Raw genomic sequence first — 20165 nt, 5'->3', positions numbered from 1 at the left:
AGCCATGAGCGACACCATCCTCGTCATCAACGCCGGTAGTTCCAGCATCAAGTTCTACCTTTACGACATCGACGGCAACCAGGAACTTGCTCCGCGCCTGGGCGGCCAGCTGGAAGGCATCGGCACGTCGCATCCCAAACTGCGCGTGCGCGACGCGGCGGGCCAGACCCTGGTGGAACGCGACATCGCGCCAAGCCATGCGCCCGACGTGCCCAACGGGCAGGAAGTCGTCGGCACCTGGCTGAGCGGGCACCTGGGCGGCGCGCCGCTGGCGGTCGGGCACCGCGTGGTGCATGGCGGCCCCGATCTGGCCGAACCCGTCCTGATCGACGACGCCATCCTGGCCAAGCTGGACACCTTCACCCCGCTGGCGCCGCTGCACCAGCCCAATAACCTGGCGCCGATCCGCGTCATCCGCGAACGCCGGCCCTGGATTCCACAAGTCGCCTGCTTCGATACGGCGTTCCACCGCAGCCATTCCGACGTGGCCGACCGCTACGCGCTGCCCGAATCGCTGTACCAGGAAGGCGTGCGCCGCTATGGTTTCCACGGCCTCTCTTACGAGTACATCGCGCAACGGCTGCGCCAGGCCCTGCCCGAGCTCGCGATGGGCAAGATCATCGCCGCTCACCTGGGCTCGGGCGTTTCCGCCTGCGCCATGTCGGAAGGCAAAAGCGTGGACAGCACCATGGGCTTCACCGCCCTGGAAGGCCTGCCCATGGGCACGCGCCCCGGCCGGCTGGACCCGGGCGTCGTGCTGTGGATGATGGAACGGGGCATGGACCACGACCAGATCGAGCACCTGCTCTATCACGACTGCGGCATGAAGGGCCTGTCCGGCATCAGTAACGACATGCGTGAACTGCTGGGCAGCGACGCTCCGTCGGCCCAGCTGGCGCTGAAGTATTTCGCCTGGCGCGTGGCCGAAGGCATGATCGGCCTGGGCTGCGCCATGAACGGTATCGACGGCATCGTCTTCACCGCCGGCGTGGGCGAGAATTCCGCCCAGATCCGCCAGGCGGTTGCCGACCATTGGGGCTGGCTCGGCATCAAGCTGGACCCGGAACGCAACGCCCATCACGGGCCCCGAATCTCCAGCGACGACAGCCGCATCGGCGTGTATGTGATCCGCACGAACGAAGAGCTGATCATCGCCCAGCACACGCTGGCCCTGGTGCGCCAACGATGAGCGCGCACCTGCCTTTGGCGGGCAAGCGGGGCCTGGTCACGGGCATCGCCAACGCGGACTCCATTGCCTGGGGATGCGCCAAGGCGTTCCACGCCATGGGCGCCGAACTGGCCGTGACGTATCTGAACGACAAGGCGCTTGCGCACGTGGAGCCTTTGGCGCGGCAAGTGGACGCGTCGCTGCTGATGCCCATGAACCTGCTGAACGACGGCGAACTCGAAGCCGTGTTCGGCCGCATCACGGACGACTGGGGCGGGCTGGACTTCGTCTTGCACTCGATTGCCTTCGCGCCGCGCGGCGACCTGCACGGCCGCGTGACGGACTGCTCGCGCGAGGGCTTTCTGCAGGCGATGGACGTGTCCTGCTGGTCGTTCATCCGCATGGCGAAACTGGCCGAACCGCTGATGGCCAATGGCGGCGCCCTCTTCTGCATGAGCTATTACGGCTCGCAGATGGTGGTCGAGCACTACAACATGATGGGGCCGGTCAAGGCCGCGCTGGAATCCGCCACGCGCTATCTGGCCGCGGAACTGGGCCCGCAAGGCATCCGCGTGCACGCGATATCACCCGGGCCCCTGAAAACGCGGGCGGCCTCCGGCATCGCCGAATTCGACGCCCTGCTGGACCGCGCCCAATCGAAGGCGCCCGCGCGCAGCCTGGTGTCGATCGACGATGTGGGCGAAGCCACCGCCTGGCTGGCCACCGACGCCGCGCGGCGCATGACGGGGCAGACGCTTTATATCGACGGCGGATATCACATCATCGATTGACGTCGTCGATGGGGCTGGCGCAAAGCTTCCGGCCGCGCCCGCTGGCTAGGCCAGGTTGGCCGGCGGCGCCTGGCGCCAACGCTCCACGGCCTCTACTGCCTGTTCCGGACTGCCGAAGATCTTGTCGCGACCGATCTTCTTGACCAACCCCGAGCGCTCCAGCGCCATGCGGAACTGCCCGTGGCCGCCTGCAACCAGCAGTGTGATATTGCGGGCGTCCAGTTCGCGTTTGAGCTCGTACAGCGCCTCGACCGCGTCGGCATCGGCCTGCGTCATCGCTTCAGCGTCCAGCACGAACCATTGCACGTCCCTCGCCTGTTCGATGACCTCGCGCGCACGGCGGCGGAAGGCATCGGCGTTGAAGAACCAGACCGACGATTCGAACAGCCACACGACGGTGCCCGGCACCGGCTGCGCGTCGGGGTTCAGGTGCAGCTTGCCCAGCACCGACTCGCCCGGCAGCCGGCCCAGCAACGCATCGCGCGGATTGCCTGACACATACATGGCGTACAGCAACGTCGCGCCCACCGACACGGCCACCCCCTGCAGCACTCCGAAGCCCACCACGCCGCCCGCAGCCAGGATGCCGAACGCCAGTTCGACACGCGAAATGCGGGCCAGCCGCATGAAGGCCTTGACGTCGAACAGGCTGGCCGCCGCCAACAGCAGGATGGCCGACAGCACCGCCTGCGGCAGCCAGTACAGCGGCGCGCTCAGCAAGCCCACCACGATTGCCAGGGCAAGCGCCGCACTGACGCTGACCAGGGGCGACGAGCCGCCGGCGACCAGCCCCACCGCGGTCCGCGAGTCCGCGCCTGTCACGACGAACCCCTGGAACAGGCCCGCCGCCACATTGGCCGCGCCAAACCCCACCAGCTCGCGATTGGGGTCGACGTGTTCGCCCGTGCGAGCGGCAAAGCTGCGCGCGGTGACGATACCGCTGGAAAAACTGACCACCAGCACGCCGGCCGCTCCCAGCAGGATGCTGTCCACGCCCTCCAGCCGCACGGGCAGGCTAAGCCCCGGCAAGCCGGCGGGCACTTCGCCCACCACCGCGATGCCCAGGCTGGGGAAATCAAAGATCCACGACAGCAGGCAACCGCCGACCACAAGCAGGATCGGGCCGGGCCAGGTTGGCCGCCAGCGCTTCACGGCCACCAGCAGCAGGCAGGACGCCAGCCCCAGGCACAGGGTCGGGATCTGGATCTCTTGCAGGCGGCGCCCCAGTTCCAGGAAGGGATGGATCAGGCCGCTGTTGCGCAGGCCGACGCCCGTCAGCCCGCTTAGTTGCGACAGCGCCAGCGTGATCGCCACGCCCGCCATGTAGCCGATCAGCACGGGCCGGGACAACAGGTTGGCCAACACGCCCAGCCGCAACACGCGGGCGATCAGGCACCCCACGCCCACGGTCAGCGCGATGCCCGTCGCGGCCACCAGCCGGTCTTCGGGCGAATGCAATGCCATGCCCGTCAAGGTGGCGGCGATCAGCGTGCACGTGGCGGTATCCGGCCCGACGATCAGCGTGCGCGACGAGCCGAACAGCGCGTAGCCCAGCATGCCGGCAATGGCTGCCCACAACCCGGCGACCGGTGGCACGCCCATCATCGCCGCGTACGCCAGGCCCACCGGCAAGGCCACCGCCGCCACGCTCAGTCCCGCCATGACGTCGCGCCGCGCCGAGTCCCGCGTGATGCCGCGAAAATTATTCAGGCCAGGGAAAAAGCGTAGATTCATGGTGCTGCAAGCCGACCTGATCAAAGGACTTCCGCACGGCACGGAAGGTCCGCCAAGCCTACACCAAGGCCGGGCTTCCGAAGTCATCGGGGATCAAACACTTGCGGCATTTCATTCCTTTTAGGAATGAAGATTGGTGATTATTTATCCCTTTTGTGGGGCTGGCGGATTGCGTACAGTCCCCGGCATAAGAAAAGCGGCCTTGCGCCGTACCTTTACACCGACACGGCCCGCCGCGACGCTCCCTGCGACCCGGACACAAAAGGGCCGGCAATTCTGGAGACGCCATGTCCTTCGCCTTCCTGCGGCGCGCCAGCCGCGCGCTCGTCCTGGCCGCGCTTGCCGCAGGCATCGCGCCTGCCGCTCATGCGCAAGCCTATCCCGAACGCCCCATCAAGCTGGTCGTGCCATGGCCGCCCGGCGGCGCGACGGACGCGTTGGGCCGGCTGCTGGCGCAGCGCCTGAGCGAGCGCCTGGGCCAGACGGTGATCGTGGACAACAAGGCCGGCGCGGGCGGCAACATCGGCACGGCCGCTTTCGTACGCGAAAAAGCCGACGGCTACACGCTGCTGATGGCCACCAGTTCCACCAATGCCGCCAATCCGCACCTGTATTCGCGGCTGGGGTTCGACGCCGCGAAAGACTTCGCGCCGATCGCTTTCGTGGCCGAAATCCCGAACATCCTGGAAGTCCCCAAGCAGTCGCCGTTCCAGTCAGTCGCTGACCTGGTGGCGGCCGCCCGCGCGGAACCCGGCAAGCTCAACTATGGTTCGGGCGGCGTGGGTTCTTCGCAGCACCTGGCGGGCGCGATGTTCAAGTACCTGACGGGCGCGGACGTCCTGCACATTCCGTACAAGGGCAGCGGCCCGGCGGTGTCCGATTTGTTGGCGGGCCAGGTGGACATGATGCTGGACACGGGGTCGCTGGCCCAGGTCCAGGCCGGGACCCTGCGCGCATTGGCCGTGGCCGCGCGCCAGCGGCTGCCCGCGCTGCCGAACGTCCCCACCTTCGACGAGGCAGGCGTGCCCAAGATGTACGCGTCGGCGTGGTACGGCATCGTCGCCCCCGCCGGCACCCCGGTGGACGTGGTGCAGCGCTTGAACAAGGAAGTCAACGCGGTGGTCGCGGACCCGGAAGTGAAGAAGCGGATGGAAGGCATGGGCGCACTGGTGCCGACAGGCCAGACGCCAGCCGAATTCGGCGCTTTCATCCAGGCGGAGATCCAGCGCTATGCACAGATCGTGAAGATCTCAGGCGCGAAGATGGAATAAGGTTCAGGCGGAGGCAGTCGCGTGTCCGGTATCCACAGCACCGACTGACGCCCCTGCCTCGAATGACGCGCGGCGCACACGCATCAAAAAAATAGCCGCCCCCTGGGGGGCGGCTTGCGCGCGAAGCGAGCGCGGCGTGGGGGCTATCTACTCTGCGCGCGCTTCCAGCACGGCCACGGCCGGCAGGGTCTTGCCTTCCAGGAACTCCAGGAAGGCACCGCCACCGGTCGAGATGTAGCCGACCTGTTCGCCAATGCCGTACTTGGCGATGGCGGCCAGCGTGTCGCCGCCGCCAGCGATCGAAAAGCCGTCCGATTCCGCGATGGCGCGCGCCACCACTTCGGTGCCGTTGGCGAACTGGTCGAATTCGAACACGCCCACGGGGCCGTTCCACACGATGGTGCCGGCCTTCTTCAGGATCTCGGCCAACTGCGCCGCGGTCTGCGGGCCGATGTCCAGGATCATGTCGTCGTCGGCCACGTCGGTCGCGGCCTTGACGGTGGCTTCGGCGTCCGCGCCGAATGCCTTGGCGCACACCACGTCGACCGGAATCGGCACGGCCGCGCCGCGCTGCTTCATGATGTCGATCACGGCGCGCGCCTGCTCAACCTGGTCAGGTTCCGCCAACGACTTGCCGATGGGCAGGCCAGCGGCCAGCAGGAAGGTGTTGGCGATGCCGCCGCCCACCACCAGCTGGTCGACCTTGTCGGCCAGCGATTGCAGGATGGACAACTTGGTCGACACTTTCGAGCCGCCCACGATGGCGACCAACGGGCGCTTGGGTTCGTGCAGCGCACGCCCCAGCGCGTCGAGTTCGGCTTCCAGCAAGGGGCCGGCGCACGCGATGGGTGCAAAGCGCGCGATGCCGTGCGTGGTGGCTTCCGCGCGGTGCGCGGTGCCGAACGCGTCGTTGACGTAGACGTCGCACAGCGCGGCCATCTTCTTCGCCAGCGTTTCGTCGTCTTTCTTTTCACCGACGTTCACGCGGCAGTTTTCCAGCAGCACAACCTGGCCGTGATCCACCTGGACGCCGTCGACCCAGTCGCGCACCAATTGCACGGGCATGCCCAGCAGTTCGGACAGGCGCTGACCGACCTTGGCTAGCGAATCGGCTTCGGTCAGCACGCCCTCTTTCGGACGGCCCAGGTGGGACGTGACCATCACGGCGGCGCCGGCGTCCAGCGCCAGGCGGATGCCGGGCACGGATGCGCGGATGCGCGTGTCTTCGGAGATGCGGCCGGCGTCGTCGAACGGCACGTTCAAGTCGGCGCGGATGAACACACGCTTGCCGGACAGGGCGCCGGACTTGGCCAGCGCGGACAGGGTATTGACCTTGGACATATTTGCTTTCCTACGATAGGCGAACAAAGGGGACGAACCCATTTTCCGCATCAGCGGAAAATAAATCCGTCCCCTGTGGACTGACCGTGTTGCTTACTTGGCCGACATCAGCGCGACGGTGGTGTCGAGCATGCGGTTCGAGAAGCCCCACTCGTTGTCGTACCAGGACGAGACCTTGACCAGGCGGCCCGAGACCTTGGTCAGCGACGCGTCAACGGTGCTGGAGGCCGGGTTGTGGTTGTAGTCCACCGAAACCAGGGGCTCGGTGTTGTAGTCCAGGATGCCCTTGAGCTCGCCTTCCGACGCGGCCTTCAGGATGCTGTTCACTTCTTCGGCGGTCGTGTCGCGGCTGGCCACGAACGACAGGTCGACCAGCGACACATTGATGGTCGGGACGCGGATGGCGTAGCCGTCCAGCTTGCCATTCAGTTCCGGCAGCACCAGGCCCACGGCGGCGGCAGCGCCGGTCTTCGTGGGGATCATGCTCATCGTGGCCGAACGCGCGCGGCGCAGGTCTTCGTGGTAGACGTCGGTCAGGACCTGGTCGTTGGTGTAGGCGTGAACGGTCGTCATCAGGCCGTTTTCCAGGCCCAGCTTGTCGTTCAGCGGCTTGACCAGCGGGGCCAGGCAGTTGGTGGTGCACGATGCGTTCGAGATGACCGTGTCGGTCGACTTCAGCACGCCGTGGTTCACGCCGAAAACGATGGTGGCGTCCACATCCTTGCCGCCCGGGGCCGAGATGATGACTTTCTTGGCGCCGCCCTTGATGTGCGCGCCAGCCTTTTCCTTGGTCGTGAAGAAGCCCGTGCATTCCAGCACGACGTCAACCTTCAGGTCGCCCCAGGGCAGTTCAGCCGGGTTGCGGTTGGCCAGCACGCGGATCTTGTCGCCGTTGACGACCATGAAGTCGCCGTCGACTTCGACGGTGCCCGGGAACTTGCCGTGGGCGGTGTCGTAGCGCGTCAGGTGCGCGTTCGTCTTGGGATCACCCAGGTCGTTGATGGCGACGATTTCGATATCGTGCTTCTTGCCACCTTCGTAGTGGGCACGCAGGATGTTGCGGCCGATGCGACCGTAACCGTTGATGGCGACGCGAATAGTCATACTAAGCTCCTTTTTTACAAAACCTGTTTGACGGTCTCGGCCACCTTGTCGGCGGTCAGCCCGAAGAACTTGAACAATGCGCCGGCCGGGGCGGATTCACCGTAGCGGTCGATGCCGACCACGGCGCCTTCCAGGCCCACGTACTTGTGCCAGAAGGCGGTCACGCCGGCTTCGACAGCCACGCGCGGCAGGCCCTTGGGCAATACGGATTGCTTCCAGGCAGCGTCTTGGCGGTCGAACACGTCGGTGCTGGGCATGGAGACCACGCGCACGGCGACGCCTTCCTTGGCCAGTTGGGCCTGCGCGTCCAGCGCGATGGCAACTTCCGAGCCGGTGGCGATGATGACGGCGCGCGCGCCTTCAGCGTCGCGCAGCACATAGCCGCCGCGGGCGATGGCGTCCACGGTGGCGGCGTCGCGCGGCACGAACGGCAGATTCTGGCGCGACAGCAGCAGCGCGGTCGGGCCGCCGTCATGCACATCCATGCCGATGCTGGTCGGGCGCGTCACGGCGGCGTTCCAGGCCACGGCGGTTTCGGCCGTATCGCAAGGACGCCACAACGACAGGTTCGGGATCAGGCGCAGGCTGGCGGCGTGTTCGATGGATTGGTGGGTCGGGCCGTCTTCGCCCAGGCCGATCGAATCGTGGGTGAACACGTGCACGACGCGCTGCTTCATCAGCGCAGCCATGCGGATGGCGTTGCGCGAGTAGTCCGAGAACGTCAGGAAAGTGCCGCCGAACGGCAGGTAGCCGCCATGCAGGGCCACGCCGTTCATGATCGCGGCCATGCCGAATTCGCGCACGCCGTAGTTGATGTGGCGGCCGAACTGGATGCCCTTGTCACCGGCGCGAACGGCGGCGACGCCCTTCCAGTCGGTGAAGTTGGAACCGGTCAGGTCGGCCGAGCCGCCCAGCATTTCCGGCAGCACGGGGGCCAGCGCGGCGATCGCGAACTGCGAGGCCTTGCGGGTGGCGACGGTTTCGGCCTTTTCCAGGGTCGATGCCAGGAATGCCTTGAACTGTTCGTTGTAGCCTTCGGGCATGTCGCCCTTCATGCGGCGCGTGAACTCCGCGGCTTCGGCGGGGAATGCGGCGGCGTAGGCGTCAAACGCGGTCTGCCATTCGGCTTGGGCCGCGGCGCCCGATTTGCGGCCGTCCCAGCCGTCGTACACGTCTTGCGGAATCTGGAAGGGTTCCGACGACCAGCCCAGCGCGGCGCGCGTGGCGGCGATCTCGTCCTTGCCCAGCGGCGCGCCGTGCACGTTGTGCGTGCCGGCCATGTTGGGCGAACCCTTGCCGATCACGGTGCGGCAGATGACCAGCGTGGGCTTTTCCGATTGCGAACGCGCGGCCTTGATGGCGGCGTCCACGGCAGCGACGTCATGGCCGTCGACGCCACGGATCACGTTCCAGCCGTAGCCTTCGAAGCGCTTGGCGGTGTCGTCGGCGAACCAGTGTTCGACGTGGCCGTCGATGGAAATGCCGTTGTCGTCGTACAGCACGACCAGCTTGGACAGCTTGAGCGTACCGGCCAGCGAGCACACCTCGTGCGAGATGCCTTCCATCAGGCAGCCGTCGCCGGTGAAGGCGTAGGTGTGGTGGTCGACGATGGTGTGGCCGGGCTTGTTGAATTCAGCGGCCAGCAGCGCTTCAGCCAGCGCCATGCCCACGGCATTGCCCAGACCCTGGCCCAACGGGCCGGTGGTCGTTTCCACGCCCGGGGTAATGCCCACTTCGGGGTGGCCCGGCGTCTTGGAATGCAGTTGGCGGAAATTCTTGAGTTCGTCGATCGACAGGTCGTAACCCGTCAGATGCAGCAGCGCGTAGATCAGCATCGACCCGTGGCCGTTGGACAGCACGAAGCGGTCGCGGTTGGCCCAGGCGGGATCCTTCGGGTTGTGGCGCAGGTTGCCCGTCCACAGCGCTTGGGCGATTTCCGCCATGCCCATGGGAGCACCCGGATGCCCGGAGTTCGCTTGTTGCACGGCATCCATCGCGAGGGCGCGGATGGCATCCGCCAAGGCAAGTTTAGGGGCGGTCGGATTGCTCATTCGGAAGGCTCTTTGAAGCTGGCGCGCCCACAGGGAATATAGGGGCCAGTTGAGTAGGTTGCGAAGCAGACGATTTTAGCATCAGGGGATTTCCCTCACGCCATCGCCCTTAAGCTCGATGTAAACAAGCGTTTCCGGACGGGAATATCAGCGTAGCTCCCACAATTGCGGGAAAGGGGTCCGACATTCAGGATAAAGCCCTGACATCAGCCCTGGAGCCTCCTACCATGAGCCTCATGCTCAATCTGACTATCCCTGTTGAAGGCATCATGGCTCTACGCACCGCCCTGGGCGAAGAGCGGGCGATTGCCGTGGCGCGGGCGTTGGAACACGCTCAAATCAAGGGTGAAACCGAGCTTGCCGCCAAGCTCCGGCAAGAATGGCGCAATGACCTGGCGGCGGCCGTGGCCCCGCTTGCGCGACGCGAAGAGCTCGCCGAAATCCGCAAACAGATCGCGCAACTGCCCAACCGCGAAGAACTCAAGCGCTTCGCCACCCACGAAGACCTATCCGATCTGCGCGCCCACGTCCTGCGTCTGGACAAGAAGATGACGGTGGGCTTCCTGACCCTGCTGGGGCTTGACCTCGCGTCCAGCGCGCCGACCTTCTTCGAATGGGGGGTCAAGGTGGTAGGCTACGCGCTCCGATAACGCTTTTCGCTCCACCCATGTCCGCCCCCCGTTTCTACTGCGACGCCCCGCTTGCCGCCGGCACCCGAATCGCCCTGCCGGAAGCCCTTGCCCACCACGCGTTGCGCGTGCTGCGCTTGAAAGCCGGTGAACCCGTCGTGCTGTTCAACGGCCAGGGCGGCGAATATCCGGCCGTGCTGGATATCGATGGCAAGGCCGGCTTTGCCCAATTGGGCGAATTCAATCCCCGCGAGGCCGAACTGGCCGGCCGCATCACCCTGGTGCAGGGCCTGCCTACCGGCGACAAGATGGACTGGGTGGTGGAAAAGGCCGTGGAACTGGGCGCCGCCCGCGTCAGTCCCATCGCGGCGCAGCGCAGCGTGCTGCAACTGTCGGGCGCCCGGCTGGACAAGCGCGTGGCGCACTGGCAGCGCATTGCGCAATCCGCCAGCGAACAATGTGGCCGCAACCGCCTGATGCCCGTGGACGCGCCTCAGACGCTGGCCGACTGGCTGGCCCAACCGGCGGATGGCCTGCGCCTGCTGTGCCACCCCGACGCCACGGACGATCTGGCCGGCAAGCTGCGGGCCGAACCGGACGTGCAGGCCTTGAGCCTGCTGGTGGGCCCGGAAGGCGGATGGTCGGATAAAGAACTGGAACAGGCCCGTCAGGCGGGCGTGCAGGCCGTGCGCTTCGGCCCGCGGGTGCTGCGCACCGAGACCGCGGGGTTGGCCCTGTTGACCGCCGTCGGCACCCTGCAGGGCTGGTGATCAGGCATGTTGCCGGGCCAGGCGCCACCCGGCGCGGGGGGGGGCCGGGCGGGCCCCTGCGGGCACCCGCGCAGCCCTCGGCGCAATCGTCTCAGTCGTTTTCGCCGTAAGGCGCCGCCGCGACGCCAGGCTCGGGATCCGGGTGCTTGCCGGCATGTTCAATGACGAACGCAAAGATGCGACCGTTCTCGCGGGCGAATTCCGCCGCGTCGGAACAAACGGTTTCGATCAGGGCCGCGTCGTCTTCCAGGACCGGATCGCCGGAATGCAACCGGTACAGCCACAGTACAACGCCGGTCTTGTGGTCCAGCACCGTGTCGCACAGGCAATCGTAGAGGGCATCCAGGTTGCCGCCGAAGTATTCGGGGAAGTCCACCGCCTTGACGATGGCGCGCAGCACGGCAGAGCGGCTGCGGGCCGGGTCGCAGTTGGCGACGAACAACGCCAGACCAAGCTCATGGGAAGCGTCCACCACGGCCTTCTTGTCCAACCCTTCATGGGGCAACTCCCCGCCGCGCAGCAGTTGCTTCTGCAAGGTAGATTGGCCATTGCGCGTCATGCCTGAGCCTCCTTGAAAAAGGCGATCACTTCGTCGTTACGCTGCATCGTATCGGCATAACCCAGTTCGATCAATCGTCGGGTGTAGCTGGATTCGAATAGAAGATAGGACATCAGCGCCCCGCCGCCCGGACGGTGTGGATCGGACGATACACCGAGTACGCGAAAAAGGGCACGTGCTTGCGCGGGCATGTCGTGCAGGTGTTCCAGGGCCATCGTGTCCAGCGACTGGCTGGGCGTGATCGTCAGCACCTGGATGCGCCTGACATTGACCTGGGCGCCGTCCGGCGTCGCATGGTCCATCAGGTAATTGATTCGCTCCAGGCGTTCGACGTCCACCGACAACCCGTCCAGGAAGATGCTGGACAACGCGTGGCCGCCCACCTGCGCCAGCGAGGGATACGGCGGTGAATCGGCGCGGTTCTCGGGGTGGGTGTCGTCGCGGAACCCGGTGCCGATCACCAGTACCCGGTGCGCGCCCAGGTGGATGGCCGGGCTGATCGGAGCCAATTGACGCATTGATCCATCGCCGCACCACTCGCCCTTGCCGTGCACCTGCACCTGGCGGGCCGGAAAGACGAACGGGATGGACGAAGAAGCCATCAGATGGTCCATGCCGATCGGCGTGGGGATGGCCAGCCGCAAGTAGCGGTGCCAAGGCTCGATGGGCGTGTGCGCCTGATAGAAAGTCAGGTGCTCGCCACTGGTGTAGCCCGAGGCCGTGATCGCCAACGCCGACAGGGAGCCCTGCTCCAGGTTGGCCTGCAGGTTGCGGAAGTCCAGCACCCGGCCCAGCAATGCCTCCATCGGGCTGTTGTCCAGCAGCGACTGGGGCCGCTTGCGCGTCAGACCCGAGTACATCCAGCCCAGGGCAAGCAGGCCCAGCCAGCGCACGCCCGTGCGAATCAGGCCTGGCGCGTCGGCCCGGTAGATCATGTCGGTATTCAGCGAGGACCACAGGCGGCGGATGCGCCGCACCCCCAGGTGGGGCCGATCAGCACGGCAAGCCAGCGCAGCGGCATTGATGGCGCCGGCCGACGTACCGCAGATGATGTCGAAGGGGTTCTGGAACCGGGAATGCCAGTCGGGGTCCAGCAGCTCCATGATGGCGCTAAGCACCCCGACCTGATAAGCGGCGCGAGCGCCACCTCCGGTCAGAACCAGGCCGGTCGGCGTGCGAGGGCACGCCGGGCCAGCCGGCTTCACTTCAACGTGGCGTGTTGACATCGACCACCGTCATCGCGGTCATATTGACGATGCGGCGCACGGTCGAGCTGGAAGTCAGGATGTGCACCGGCGCATTGCAGCCCAGCAGGAACGGGCCCACCGCCACATTGCCGCCTGCCGCCGTCTTCAGCAGGTTGTAGGCGATGTTGCCGGAATCCACGTTCGGGCACACCAGCAGGTTCGCCTCGCCCTTCAGCGTGGACGACGGCAGGATGCGCATGCGCAGCGCTTCGTCCAGCGCGCAGTCGCCGTGCATTTCGCCGTCGATTTCCAGATCCGGCGCCTGTTCGCGCACGATTTCCAGGGCGCGGCGCATCTTGGCGCCCGAAGCCGAGCTGCCCGAACCGAAGTTCGACCGCGACAGCAACGCCACCTTCGGCGCCAGATACATGCGACGCATTTCGTTGGCGGCGGCGATCGTGAATTCCGCGATCTGCTCGGCCGAGGGCTCGTCGTTCACGTGCGTGTCCACCAGCACCACCGTGCGCTCATTGAGCAGCAGGATGTTCATGGCGGCATACACGTTGTGGCCCGGGCGGCGGCCGATCACCTCATCGACGAAACGCAGGTGGTCGTGATACGCGCCCACCGACCCGCAGACCATGCCATCGGCATCACCCAGGTGCACCATCATCGCGCCAATCAAGGTCATGCGGCGGCGCATTTCCACGCGCGCCATTTCCTTGGTGATGCCGCGGCGGCACATGCGTTCCCAGTACGTGGTCCAGTACTGATGGAAGCGTTCGTCGTATTCCGGGTTGGTCACTTCGACGTCTTCGCCCAGGCGCAGGCGCAGGCCCAGCTTTTCGATGCGGGTCAGCAGCACCGACGGACGGCCGACCAGGATGGGGCGCGCCAGGCCTTCGTCCACCACCACTTGCACGGCGCGCAGCACGCGTTCGTCTTCGCCTTCCGCGAACACGATACGGGCAGGTCCGCCTTCACGCACGATGCGCTTGGCCGCCGAGAACAAGGGCTTCATGAAGGCGCCCGAGTGGTACACGAATTGCTGCAACTGCTCTTCGTAGGCTTCCAGGTCGGCCAGCGGACGCGTGGCCACGCCACCGTCCATCGCCGCCTTGGCCACGGCCGGCGCGATGCGCACGATCAGGCGCGGATCGAACGGCTTGGGAATCAGGTATTCGGGGCCAAACGAAATATCGAACGTGCCGTAGGCCGCGGCCACGACTTCGTTCTGCTCTTCCTGCGCCAACTGGGCGATGGCATACACCGCCGCCTTTTCCATTTCGCGCGTGATCGTGGTCGCGCCCACATCCAGCGCGCCGCGGAAGATGTACGGGAAACACAGCACGTTGTTGACCTGGTTCGGGTAGTCCGAACGGCCCGTGGCCATGACCACGTCGTCGCGCACCGAATGCGCAAGCTCGGGCAGGATTTCCGGCGTGGGGTTGGCCAGTGCCAGGATCAGGGGGCGCGGGCCCATCGTGGCGACCATCTCCGGCTTGAGCACGCCGCCGGCCGACAAGCCCAGGAACACGTCGGCGTCCTGGATCACTTCGGCCAGCTTGCGGGCGTCGGTCTTCTGCGCGAAACGCGCCTTGTCCGGGTCCATCAGCACGGTGCGGCCTTCGAAGACCACGCCTTCCAGGTCGGTCACCCAGATGTTTTCCAGCGGCAGGCCCAGGTCCACCATCAGGTCCAGGCACGCCAGGGCAGCGGCGCCCGCGCCGGAGGTCACGACTTTGACCTTGTCGATTTCCTTGCCCACGACCTTGAGGCCGTTGATGAAAGCGGCCGACACGCAGATCGCGGTGCCGTGCTGGTCGTCGTGAAAGACCGGGATCTTCATGCGTTCACGGAGCTTGCGCTCGACGGTGAAGCACTCCGGCGCCTTGATGTCTTCCAGGTTGATGCCGCCAAAGGTGGCTTCCAGCCCGGCAATGATCTCGACCAGCTTGTCCGGGTCGGTTTCGTTGATTTCGATGTCGAAGACGTCCAGGCCGGCGAACTTCTTGAACAGCACCGCCTTGCCTTCCATGACCGGCTTGGAGGCCAGCGCGCCGATGTTGCCCAGGCCCAGCACCGCGGTGCCGTTGGTGATCACGCCCACCAGGTTGCCGCGCGCGGTGTAGCGGAAAACATTGGCCGGATCGGCCACGATCTCCTCACAGGCCGCCGCCACGCCGGGCGAGTACGCCAACGCCAGATCGCGCTGGTTGGTCAGCTGCTTGGTCGGCGTGACCGAGATTTTGCCGGGGCGCCCATGCTCGTGATATTCAAGGGCGGCTTTACGAAGGTTGGCATCCATAGGGCGGCTACTGGCTAATTAGGTGAGACACGGAAGAGGGGGGAATTCTATTCCCATGACGGGCGGCGCGATACGTCCGCGGCGCCCGCCCCGCTTCTTCGAGACGAGCGGCGAAATCTTACAGCAAGCTGAAATGTAGTCAGGTTGCACGAGGCATGAATAAGGGAAAACGACCATCGGGGTCAAACAGCGCCTTGACGCGGCCGTCCAGCCGGACCGTCGCCAGTCCAGGCGCCTCGGCCATCGGGGCCGCCGCCGGGCACGCCGGCGCGTCGGTCAGCGTCACGCTTTGCACCCAGGCCAGCGTGCCGCCGTGCCCCAGCAGAAGATGCGCCAGGTTCACGGTTGCCGGCGCGTCAGGTTTCAGCGCGTCCAGCCGGTAGCGGCCCAGCCAGTGGCAACCGTCGCGCGTGGCAAAGGCGTCTCCGCCCGAGGCCAGTTTGAACAGCGCGGGCACCAGGCTTTGCACGGTTGCCGAGCGCAGCGGCTGCACGTCGGCCTCGCCGAAGGGGCCCAGCGATTCTTCGATGCCATCGGCCAGCATCACGTCCACCGACAGCACGCCGGAGGCCGCGCAGCCCCCCGCCGGCCAGGGCGCCGGCGCCGCCAGCCATTCCGCCAGCGTCATCGCGCCGGGATAGCCTTCGAACTGCCGCAAACCGGCCTGGGTCAGGGCCGCCAGCGGCACACCCGGCTGCGCCCGCCAGCTCGGCGCATCGCCTGCCAGGCGGGCCAGGCCGGCCATTCGGGCCGGATCGATCCGCAGGCGCGGGCCGGCGGCTGGCGCGTAAGGCCCGGTCGCCCCCTCCAGCACCATGACGACGCGGTACTCCGCGCACAGCGTGCGCGCATGCGCCACATCGGCATCGCGCAACGGGGTCAGGATGGCCTGCGCCCCGCCGGGTCCGTCTTCACCCAGATCATGGACCTGTCCTTGGCACAGCAGCTTCAGACGCTGCATGAAGGCTGCCCAGGGCGTCTGGGCCGGCCTGCGGCCAAGCAGGAAAGCGCGCCGGGATGGCTGCATGACTACAATTCCTTTTTCCGCTACAAAACGCTTTCGAGAATCCAATGCCCCGCCTTGCCACGCGCACCCATGATTTTCTGACTTTCCACGCAGTGGAACTCTTCAAGCAGGGACAGGCGCTGCAAGCGGCAGGCAAAGACATTATCAGCCTGGGCATCGGCGAACCGGACTTTACCGCGCCCCCTCAGGTCGTGGAAGCGCTGGAGCGCGCCGCCCGCGCCGGACTTAGCGGCTACAGCCCGCCCGCCGGCCTGATGCCGCTGCGTGAAGCCATTGCGCAGTTCTACCATGACAAATTCGGCGCCAGGATAAATCCGGCACGCGTCATCGTGACCGCAGGCGCCTCGGGCGCGCTGACCCTGGCCTGCGCGGCGCTGGTCAACAGCGGCGGCGAAGTCCTGATGCCGGACCCGTCCTACCCCGCCAACAGCAATTTCGTGCTGGCGGCCGGCGGCGTACCCCGCCTGATTCCCAGTTCGGCGGCAAAGCGCTTCCAACTGTCGGCCCAGGACGTCGCGCAAAACTGGTCCCCGGCCACGCAAGGCGTAATGGTGGCTTCGCCCAGCAACCCCACCGGCACGTCGATCGCCCCGGATGAACTTGCCGACCTGCTGGCCCAGGTCCGCGAGCGCGGCGGCTTCGCCATCGTCGACGAAATCTACCTGGGCCTGTCCTACGAGGGCGAAGCCCGCTCCGCGCTGACGCTGGACGACGACGTCATCATCATCAACAGCTTTTCGAAGTATTTCCACATGACGGGCTGGCGCCTGGGCTGGATGATCGTGCCCGAGGACATGGTGGCCCCGGTGGAGAAGATCGCCGCCAGCCTGGCGATCTGCGCGCCCACGCTTGCCCAGCACGCCGCCCTGGCCTGCTTCACGGAACAGGCGTTGAAGACTTTCGAGCACCGCCGCGAAGCCTTCAAGCAGCGCCGCGACTACCTGCTGCCCGAATTCGAGCGACTGGGCATCCAGGTGCCGGTCAAGCCGGATGGCGCCTTCTATATTTATGCCGACATCGGCAGCCTGGGCATGGACAGCGCCACGTTCTCGCAGCGCCTGCTGCTGGAAGCCGGCGTCGCCGCCGTGCCGGGCCTGGACTTCGGGCCGGCCCACGGCCACCACACCATGCGCTTTTCCTACGCCACGGGGCTGGACCGCCTGGAAGAGGCGGTGGCCCGCATCGGCAAACTGCTGCAACGTTGAACCCAAAACAAACCGCGCCCCGATGGGGCGCGTTTTGCAATCAGGCGTTGCGGGCTGGCGTTGCCCGGGAATCAGTCCCGGGCCAGTGCAATGCCCGACGCCAGCGCCAGGCGTCGGCGTTCAGCCTGCACCTTGGCGCCATAGCCGTTGTCGTCCGGCCCGGTGGAACCCACGTAACAGGCCAGGCCGCCATCGATGGAACCGCGGCGGTTGATGCAATCGCGCAAGATCGTGGCCCCGACGCCGATATTGGCGACCGGGTCCAGCGCGGTCTTGCCGACGGCGTCAAACTTTTCCTGGTGCACGCTGGTCATGACTTGCATCAGGCCCTGCGCGCCCACATGGCTTTCGGCCAGGGGGTTGTAGCGGGACTCGATGGCGATCACGGCCAGGACCAGCAAGGGGTCAAGCTGCTTTTCGCGGCTGACCTTGTACACGGTATTCAACAGCGGACCGGTGGCGTCATACGCCACCTTGTATTTGCGCGAGATATAGTTGCGCAACGCTTCCGCCTGCGGACCGGTCGCCACGTTGGCGGGCTTTTTCGGTACCGGAGGCGCAACGCGGGCCGGCCCCAGCATGCCGGTGGCATTGCTGGCGGGAGCGGTTGGAACGGCCATGGCAATTGCCGACGCAGTGTCGGAACCCAATTCGGAGCCGACATCGGATTCGGTGCCGGATTGCATGGATGAAGGCGCAAGGGCGGTCAACAAGGCTTTGTGCACTTGCAATGCCTGGTCGCGCAAACCAGGCAGGGCAAATCCCATGCTTACCGTCACAATCACTGCGATGCCCAGATAGACTGAACAGATACGCAAGGACTCGGCAAGATATTCGTGCACTCCTTGGGCCATGTTCCTGAACAGGCTGGCCACTGACGCATCGGGCATAAAACCTCCTGCGTGAAAAAGAGGGAGTCAATGTTAACCTCTCTTTCTCCCTAAAATGTAACCAAATCGCTGGGATCTGTAGTGAAATACCGCGACCTTAGAGACTTCCTCGCTCAACTCGAACGGATGGGCGACCTGAAACGGATTGCCGCTCCGGTGTCGACACGGCTGGAAATGACCGAAATTTCCGACCGCGTCCTGCGTGCGGAAGGGCCTGCCCTGTTGTTCGAAAAAGCCCAGCACGACGGCAAGCCGGCGCAGATGCCGGTGCTTACCAATCTGTTCGGCACGCCCTCGCGCGTGGCCCGCGGCATGGGCGCCGACCACGTCAGCGCGCTGCGCGACATCGGCGAACTGCTGGCGTCCCTGCGCGAACCCGAAGCCCCCAAGGGCCTGCGCGACGCGCTGGCCAAGGTGTCGATGCTGAAGGCCGCCTTGTGGGACATGAGCCCCAAGAACGTCAAGAGCCCGGCATGCCAGGAAGTGGTCTGGGAAGGCAAGGACGTGGACCTGACCCGTCTGCCGATCCAGACCTGCTGGCCCGGCGACGTGGCCCCGTTATTGACCTGGGGCCTGGTCATCACGCGCGGCCCCAATGCCAAGCGGCAGAACCTGGGCATCTACCGCCAACAGTTGCTGGGACCGAACAAGCTGATCATGCGCTGGCTGTCGCACCGGGGCGGCGCGCTGGACTTCCGCGATCACGCGCTGGCCAATCCGGGCACGCCCTTCCCCATCGCCGTCGCGTTGGGCGCCGACCCGGCCACCACGCTGGGCGCCGTCACGCCCGTGCCAGACAGCCTGTCCGAATACCAGTTTGCCGGCCTGCTGCGCGGCTCGCGCACCGAAGTCGCGCAGGCCCTGGGCAGCAACCTGTCTGTGCCCGCCTGGGCCGAAATCGTGCTCGAGGGCCATTTGCTGCCGTCGTCCGACCCGCGCGCCGTCAAGCCCGTGGTGCCCGAAGGCGTCAACCCGCCGCCCAACAGCGACTACGAAATGGCGCTGGAAGGTCCGTATGGCGACCACACCGGTTACTACAACGAGCAAGACTGGTTCCCCGTTTTCACGGTCGAGCGCATCACGATGCGCCGCAATCCCATCTACCACTCGACCTACACCGGCAAGCCGCCCGACGAACCCGCCGTGCTCGGCGTGGCGTTGAACGAGGTCTTCGTGCCCCTGCTGCGCCGCCAGTTGCCGGAAATCGTGGACTTCTACCTGCCGCCGGAAGGGTGCAGCTACCGGCTGGCCGTAGTGTCGATCCGCAAGCAATACGCGGGGCACGCCAAGCGCGTCATGTTCGGCCTCTGGAGCATCCTGCGCCAGTTCATGTATACCAAGTTCATCGTGGTCGTCGACGAAGACATCAATCCGCGCGACTGGAAGGAAGTGGTGTGGGCGATGACCACGCGCATGGACCCGGTGCGCGACACGCTGCTGGTCGAGAACACGCCCATCGACTATCTGGACTTCGCGTCGCCCGTGTCCGGACTGGGCGGCAAGATGGGCCTGGACGCAACCAATAAGTGGCCCGGCGAAACCCACCGCGAATGGGGCACCCCCATCACCATGGATGCCGACGTCAAAAAGCGCGTGGACGACCTGTGGGGCCAGTTGGGCCTGTGACCCTTGCCGGGCGGCAACGGCTGCTGCTCAAATGAAAACCCCGCCTGCGTGGCGGGGTTTGTTTTGGACGGTGCGGAAAATCGCGCCGCTGACGCGCGTCTGCTAACACGCGTCTGCTAACGCGAATCCGGTTTTCCGTCCTCTTTGGAGCTTTTCCACAGCTTGTACAGCTGCCAGCCGACCAATGCGCCGCCAGCGACCTTCAGCAGCTTGAAGCGCTTGCCGCCACGCATGAGCAGCGTCGACAGCGACGAGCTGACCAGCGGATAACGCCGGGCCAGCGTGATCGCCTGCAAGGCCCAGCGAGAGGCGCCGCCCGACGCCAGCCGGGGCAGCAAGCCGCGGATGATCGAGGACGGTTCGAGTCTGCGGCCGGCGCTGATGATGCCTTGCGCCAGCGACTCGCGTTCAATCGCGGCGCGGGCGCGCAGCAATTCAATGCGAACGGCGCGATCAACGGTAGGAGACCTTTTCGACATGGTTCAGTCCTCCTCGCGCCGGCGT

17 protein-coding genes are annotated in these 20165 nt (G+C 66.0%); 7 read left to right on the top strand and 10 right to left on the bottom strand.

The features are described 5' to 3' along the window. The first annotated feature begins 4 nt into the window (after positions 1–4). Together ACE039_RS23155 and fabI are read left to right on the top strand one after the other, a co-directional pair. Positions 5–1189 (top strand): acetate/propionate family kinase, encoded by a 1185-nt coding sequence (locus tag ACE039_RS23155; protein ID WP_485823438.1) that lies wholly within the window; start codon positions 5–7, stop codon positions 1187–1189. After that, positions 1186–1959, top strand: a complete 774-nt coding sequence (gene fabI / locus ACE039_RS23150; RefSeq protein ID WP_485823437.1) for an enoyl-ACP reductase FabI — start codon at positions 1186–1188, stop codon at positions 1957–1959. Before ACE039_RS23155 ends, fabI begins: the two co-directional genes overlap by 4 nt. A 45-nt stretch (positions 1960–2004) precedes the next feature. On the opposite strand, the gene ACE039_RS23145 is transcribed toward fabI, so the two are convergent. Further along, positions 2005–3693 carry a SulP family inorganic anion transporter gene (locus ACE039_RS23145; protein WP_448711293.1) on the bottom strand — a complete coding sequence of 563 codons (1689 nt, stop codon included), beginning with the start codon at positions 3691–3693 and terminating at the stop codon, positions 2005–2007. A 287-nt stretch (positions 3694–3980) separates the two neighbouring features. On the opposite strand from ACE039_RS23145, the gene ACE039_RS23140 reads away from it, so the two are divergent. Continuing rightward, complete coding sequence (locus ACE039_RS23140) at positions 3981–4964, top strand: Bug family tripartite tricarboxylate transporter substrate binding protein (RefSeq protein ID WP_485823436.1); 984 nt, start codon at positions 3981–3983, stop codon at positions 4962–4964. 147 nt (positions 4965–5111) lie between these two features. On the opposite strand, the gene ACE039_RS23135 is transcribed toward ACE039_RS23140, so the two are convergent. The 3 genes from ACE039_RS23135 to tkt all read right to left on the bottom strand — a co-directional run bounded on the left by ACE039_RS23135 (position 5112) and on the right by tkt (position 9460). Beyond that, positions 5112–6305 (bottom strand): phosphoglycerate kinase, encoded by a 1194-nt coding sequence (locus ACE039_RS23135; protein ID WP_105559143.1) that lies wholly within the window; start codon positions 6303–6305, stop codon positions 5112–5114. Positions 6306–6398: 93 nt separating this feature from the next. Then, positions 6399–7409: a type I glyceraldehyde-3-phosphate dehydrogenase gene (gene gap / locus ACE039_RS23130; protein WP_046804368.1), complete on the bottom strand. Its 1011-nt coding sequence runs from the start codon at positions 7407–7409 to the stop codon at positions 6399–6401. A gap of 14 nt (positions 7410–7423) precedes the next feature. Next, entirely contained in the window at positions 7424–9460 is a 2037-nt protein-coding gene (gene tkt, locus ACE039_RS23125; RefSeq protein ID WP_485823435.1) for a transketolase, read from the bottom strand. Between the two features lie 227 nt (positions 9461–9687). Here tkt and ACE039_RS23120 point away from each other — a divergent pair, with 227 nt between their 5' ends. Both ACE039_RS23120 and ACE039_RS23115 read left to right on the top strand, forming a co-directional pair. Then, positions 9688–10110 (top strand): hypothetical protein, encoded by a 423-nt coding sequence (locus tag ACE039_RS23120; RefSeq protein WP_448711287.1) that lies wholly within the window; start codon positions 9688–9690, stop codon positions 10108–10110. 17 nt (positions 10111–10127) lie between these two features. Continuing rightward, entirely contained in the window at positions 10128–10859 is a 732-nt protein-coding gene (locus ACE039_RS23115) for a 16S rRNA (uracil(1498)-N(3))-methyltransferase (protein WP_485823434.1), read from the top strand. A gap of 91 nt (positions 10860–10950) precedes the next feature. Here ACE039_RS23115 and ACE039_RS23110 read toward each other — a convergent pair whose 3' ends face one another. From ACE039_RS23110 to ACE039_RS23095, 4 genes are all read right to left on the bottom strand, one after another. Continuing rightward, positions 10951–11418 (bottom strand): barstar family protein, encoded by a 468-nt coding sequence (locus ACE039_RS23110; RefSeq protein WP_416031324.1) that lies wholly within the window; start codon positions 11416–11418, stop codon positions 10951–10953. Further along, on the bottom strand, positions 11415–12644 hold the full coding sequence (locus tag ACE039_RS23105) for a patatin-like phospholipase family protein (RefSeq protein WP_448711283.1): 1230 nt from the start codon (positions 12642–12644) through the stop codon (positions 11415–11417). The genes ACE039_RS23110 and ACE039_RS23105 overlap by 4 nt, the downstream gene beginning before the upstream one ends. Beyond that, on the bottom strand, positions 12625–14913 hold the full coding sequence (locus ACE039_RS23100) for an NADP-dependent malic enzyme (protein WP_310030962.1): 2289 nt from the start codon (positions 14911–14913) through the stop codon (positions 12625–12627). Before ACE039_RS23100 ends, ACE039_RS23105 begins: the two co-directional genes overlap by 20 nt. Before the next feature lie 139 nt (positions 14914–15052). Further along, a complete protein-coding gene (locus ACE039_RS23095) occupies positions 15053–15940 on the bottom strand; it encodes an FAD-binding protein (RefSeq protein ID WP_485823433.1) in 888 nt (295 codons plus the stop codon). 44 nt (positions 15941–15984) lie between these two features. Between ACE039_RS23095 and ACE039_RS23090 the strand changes: the two genes are divergently transcribed. After that, positions 15985–17145 (top strand): pyridoxal phosphate-dependent aminotransferase, encoded by a 1161-nt coding sequence (locus ACE039_RS23090; RefSeq protein ID WP_448708834.1) that lies wholly within the window; start codon positions 15985–15987, stop codon positions 17143–17145. A gap of 71 nt (positions 17146–17216) precedes the next feature. Here the strand turns inward: ACE039_RS23090 and ACE039_RS23085 are convergent, their stop codons facing one another. Continuing rightward, on the bottom strand, positions 17217–18035 hold the full coding sequence (locus ACE039_RS23085; protein ID WP_105558419.1) for a lytic transglycosylase domain-containing protein: 819 nt from the start codon (positions 18033–18035) through the stop codon (positions 17217–17219). Between the two features lie 81 nt (positions 18036–18116). Here ACE039_RS23085 and ubiD point away from each other — a divergent pair, with 81 nt between their 5' ends. Next, positions 18117–19661 carry a 4-hydroxy-3-polyprenylbenzoate decarboxylase gene (gene ubiD / locus ACE039_RS23080; RefSeq protein WP_105558418.1) on the top strand — a complete coding sequence of 515 codons (1545 nt, stop codon included), beginning with the start codon at positions 18117–18119 and terminating at the stop codon, positions 19659–19661. Positions 19662–19777: 116 nt separating this feature from the next. Here the strand turns inward: ubiD and ACE039_RS23075 are convergent, their stop codons facing one another. Beyond that, entirely contained in the window at positions 19778–20140 is a 363-nt protein-coding gene (locus ACE039_RS23075) for a hypothetical protein (protein WP_448708836.1), read from the bottom strand. Positions 20141–20165: the final 25 nt, after the last annotated feature.

The organism is Achromobacter maghribensis (assembly GCF_057334215.1).
The sequence above is the reverse complement of the archived record's forward strand: the minus strand, read 5'-3'. Positions and strand labels throughout refer to the sequence as shown.

Excerpts from the sequence above, each read along its gene's own strand:
- ACE039_RS23110 (WP_416031324.1), bottom strand. The coding sequence starts at position 11,418 with ATGACGCGCAATGGCCAATCTACCTTGCAGAAGCAACTGCTGCGCGGC.
- ACE039_RS23090 (WP_448708834.1), top strand. The coding sequence starts at position 15,985 with ATGCCCCGCCTTGCCACGCGCACCCATGATTTTCTGACTTTCCACGCA.
- tkt (WP_485823435.1), bottom strand. The coding sequence starts at position 9,460 with ATGAGCAATCCGACCGCCCCTAAACTTGCCTTGGCGGATGCCATCCGC.
- ACE039_RS23135 (WP_105559143.1), bottom strand. The coding sequence starts at position 6,305 with ATGTCCAAGGTCAATACCCTGTCCGCGCTGGCCAAGTCCGGCGCCCTG.
- ACE039_RS23095 (WP_485823433.1), bottom strand. The coding sequence starts at position 15,940 with ATGCAGCCATCCCGGCGCGCTTTCCTGCTTGGCCGCAGGCCGGCCCAG.
- ACE039_RS23115 (WP_485823434.1), top strand. The coding sequence starts at position 10,128 with ATGTCCGCCCCCCGTTTCTACTGCGACGCCCCGCTTGCCGCCGGCACC.
- gap (WP_046804368.1), bottom strand. The coding sequence starts at position 7,409 with ATGACTATTCGCGTCGCCATCAACGGTTACGGTCGCATCGGCCGCAAC.
- ACE039_RS23100 (WP_310030962.1), bottom strand. The coding sequence starts at position 14,913 with ATGGATGCCAACCTTCGTAAAGCCGCCCTTGAATATCACGAGCATGGG.
- ACE039_RS23075 (WP_448708836.1), bottom strand. The coding sequence starts at position 20,140 with ATGTCGAAAAGGTCTCCTACCGTTGATCGCGCCGTTCGCATTGAATTG.
- ACE039_RS23140 (WP_485823436.1), top strand. The coding sequence starts at position 3,981 with ATGTCCTTCGCCTTCCTGCGGCGCGCCAGCCGCGCGCTCGTCCTGGCC.
- ACE039_RS23145 (WP_448711293.1), bottom strand. The coding sequence starts at position 3,693 with ATGAATCTACGCTTTTTCCCTGGCCTGAATAATTTTCGCGGCATCACG.
- ACE039_RS23155 (WP_485823438.1), top strand. The coding sequence starts at position 5 with ATGAGCGACACCATCCTCGTCATCAACGCCGGTAGTTCCAGCATCAAG.
- fabI (WP_485823437.1), top strand. The coding sequence starts at position 1,186 with ATGAGCGCGCACCTGCCTTTGGCGGGCAAGCGGGGCCTGGTCACGGGC.
- ACE039_RS23120 (WP_448711287.1), top strand. The coding sequence starts at position 9,688 with ATGAGCCTCATGCTCAATCTGACTATCCCTGTTGAAGGCATCATGGCT.
- ACE039_RS23085 (WP_105558419.1), bottom strand. The coding sequence starts at position 18,035 with ATGCCCGATGCGTCAGTGGCCAGCCTGTTCAGGAACATGGCCCAAGGA.
- ACE039_RS23105 (WP_448711283.1), bottom strand. The coding sequence starts at position 12,644 with ATGTCAACACGCCACGTTGAAGTGAAGCCGGCTGGCCCGGCGTGCCCT.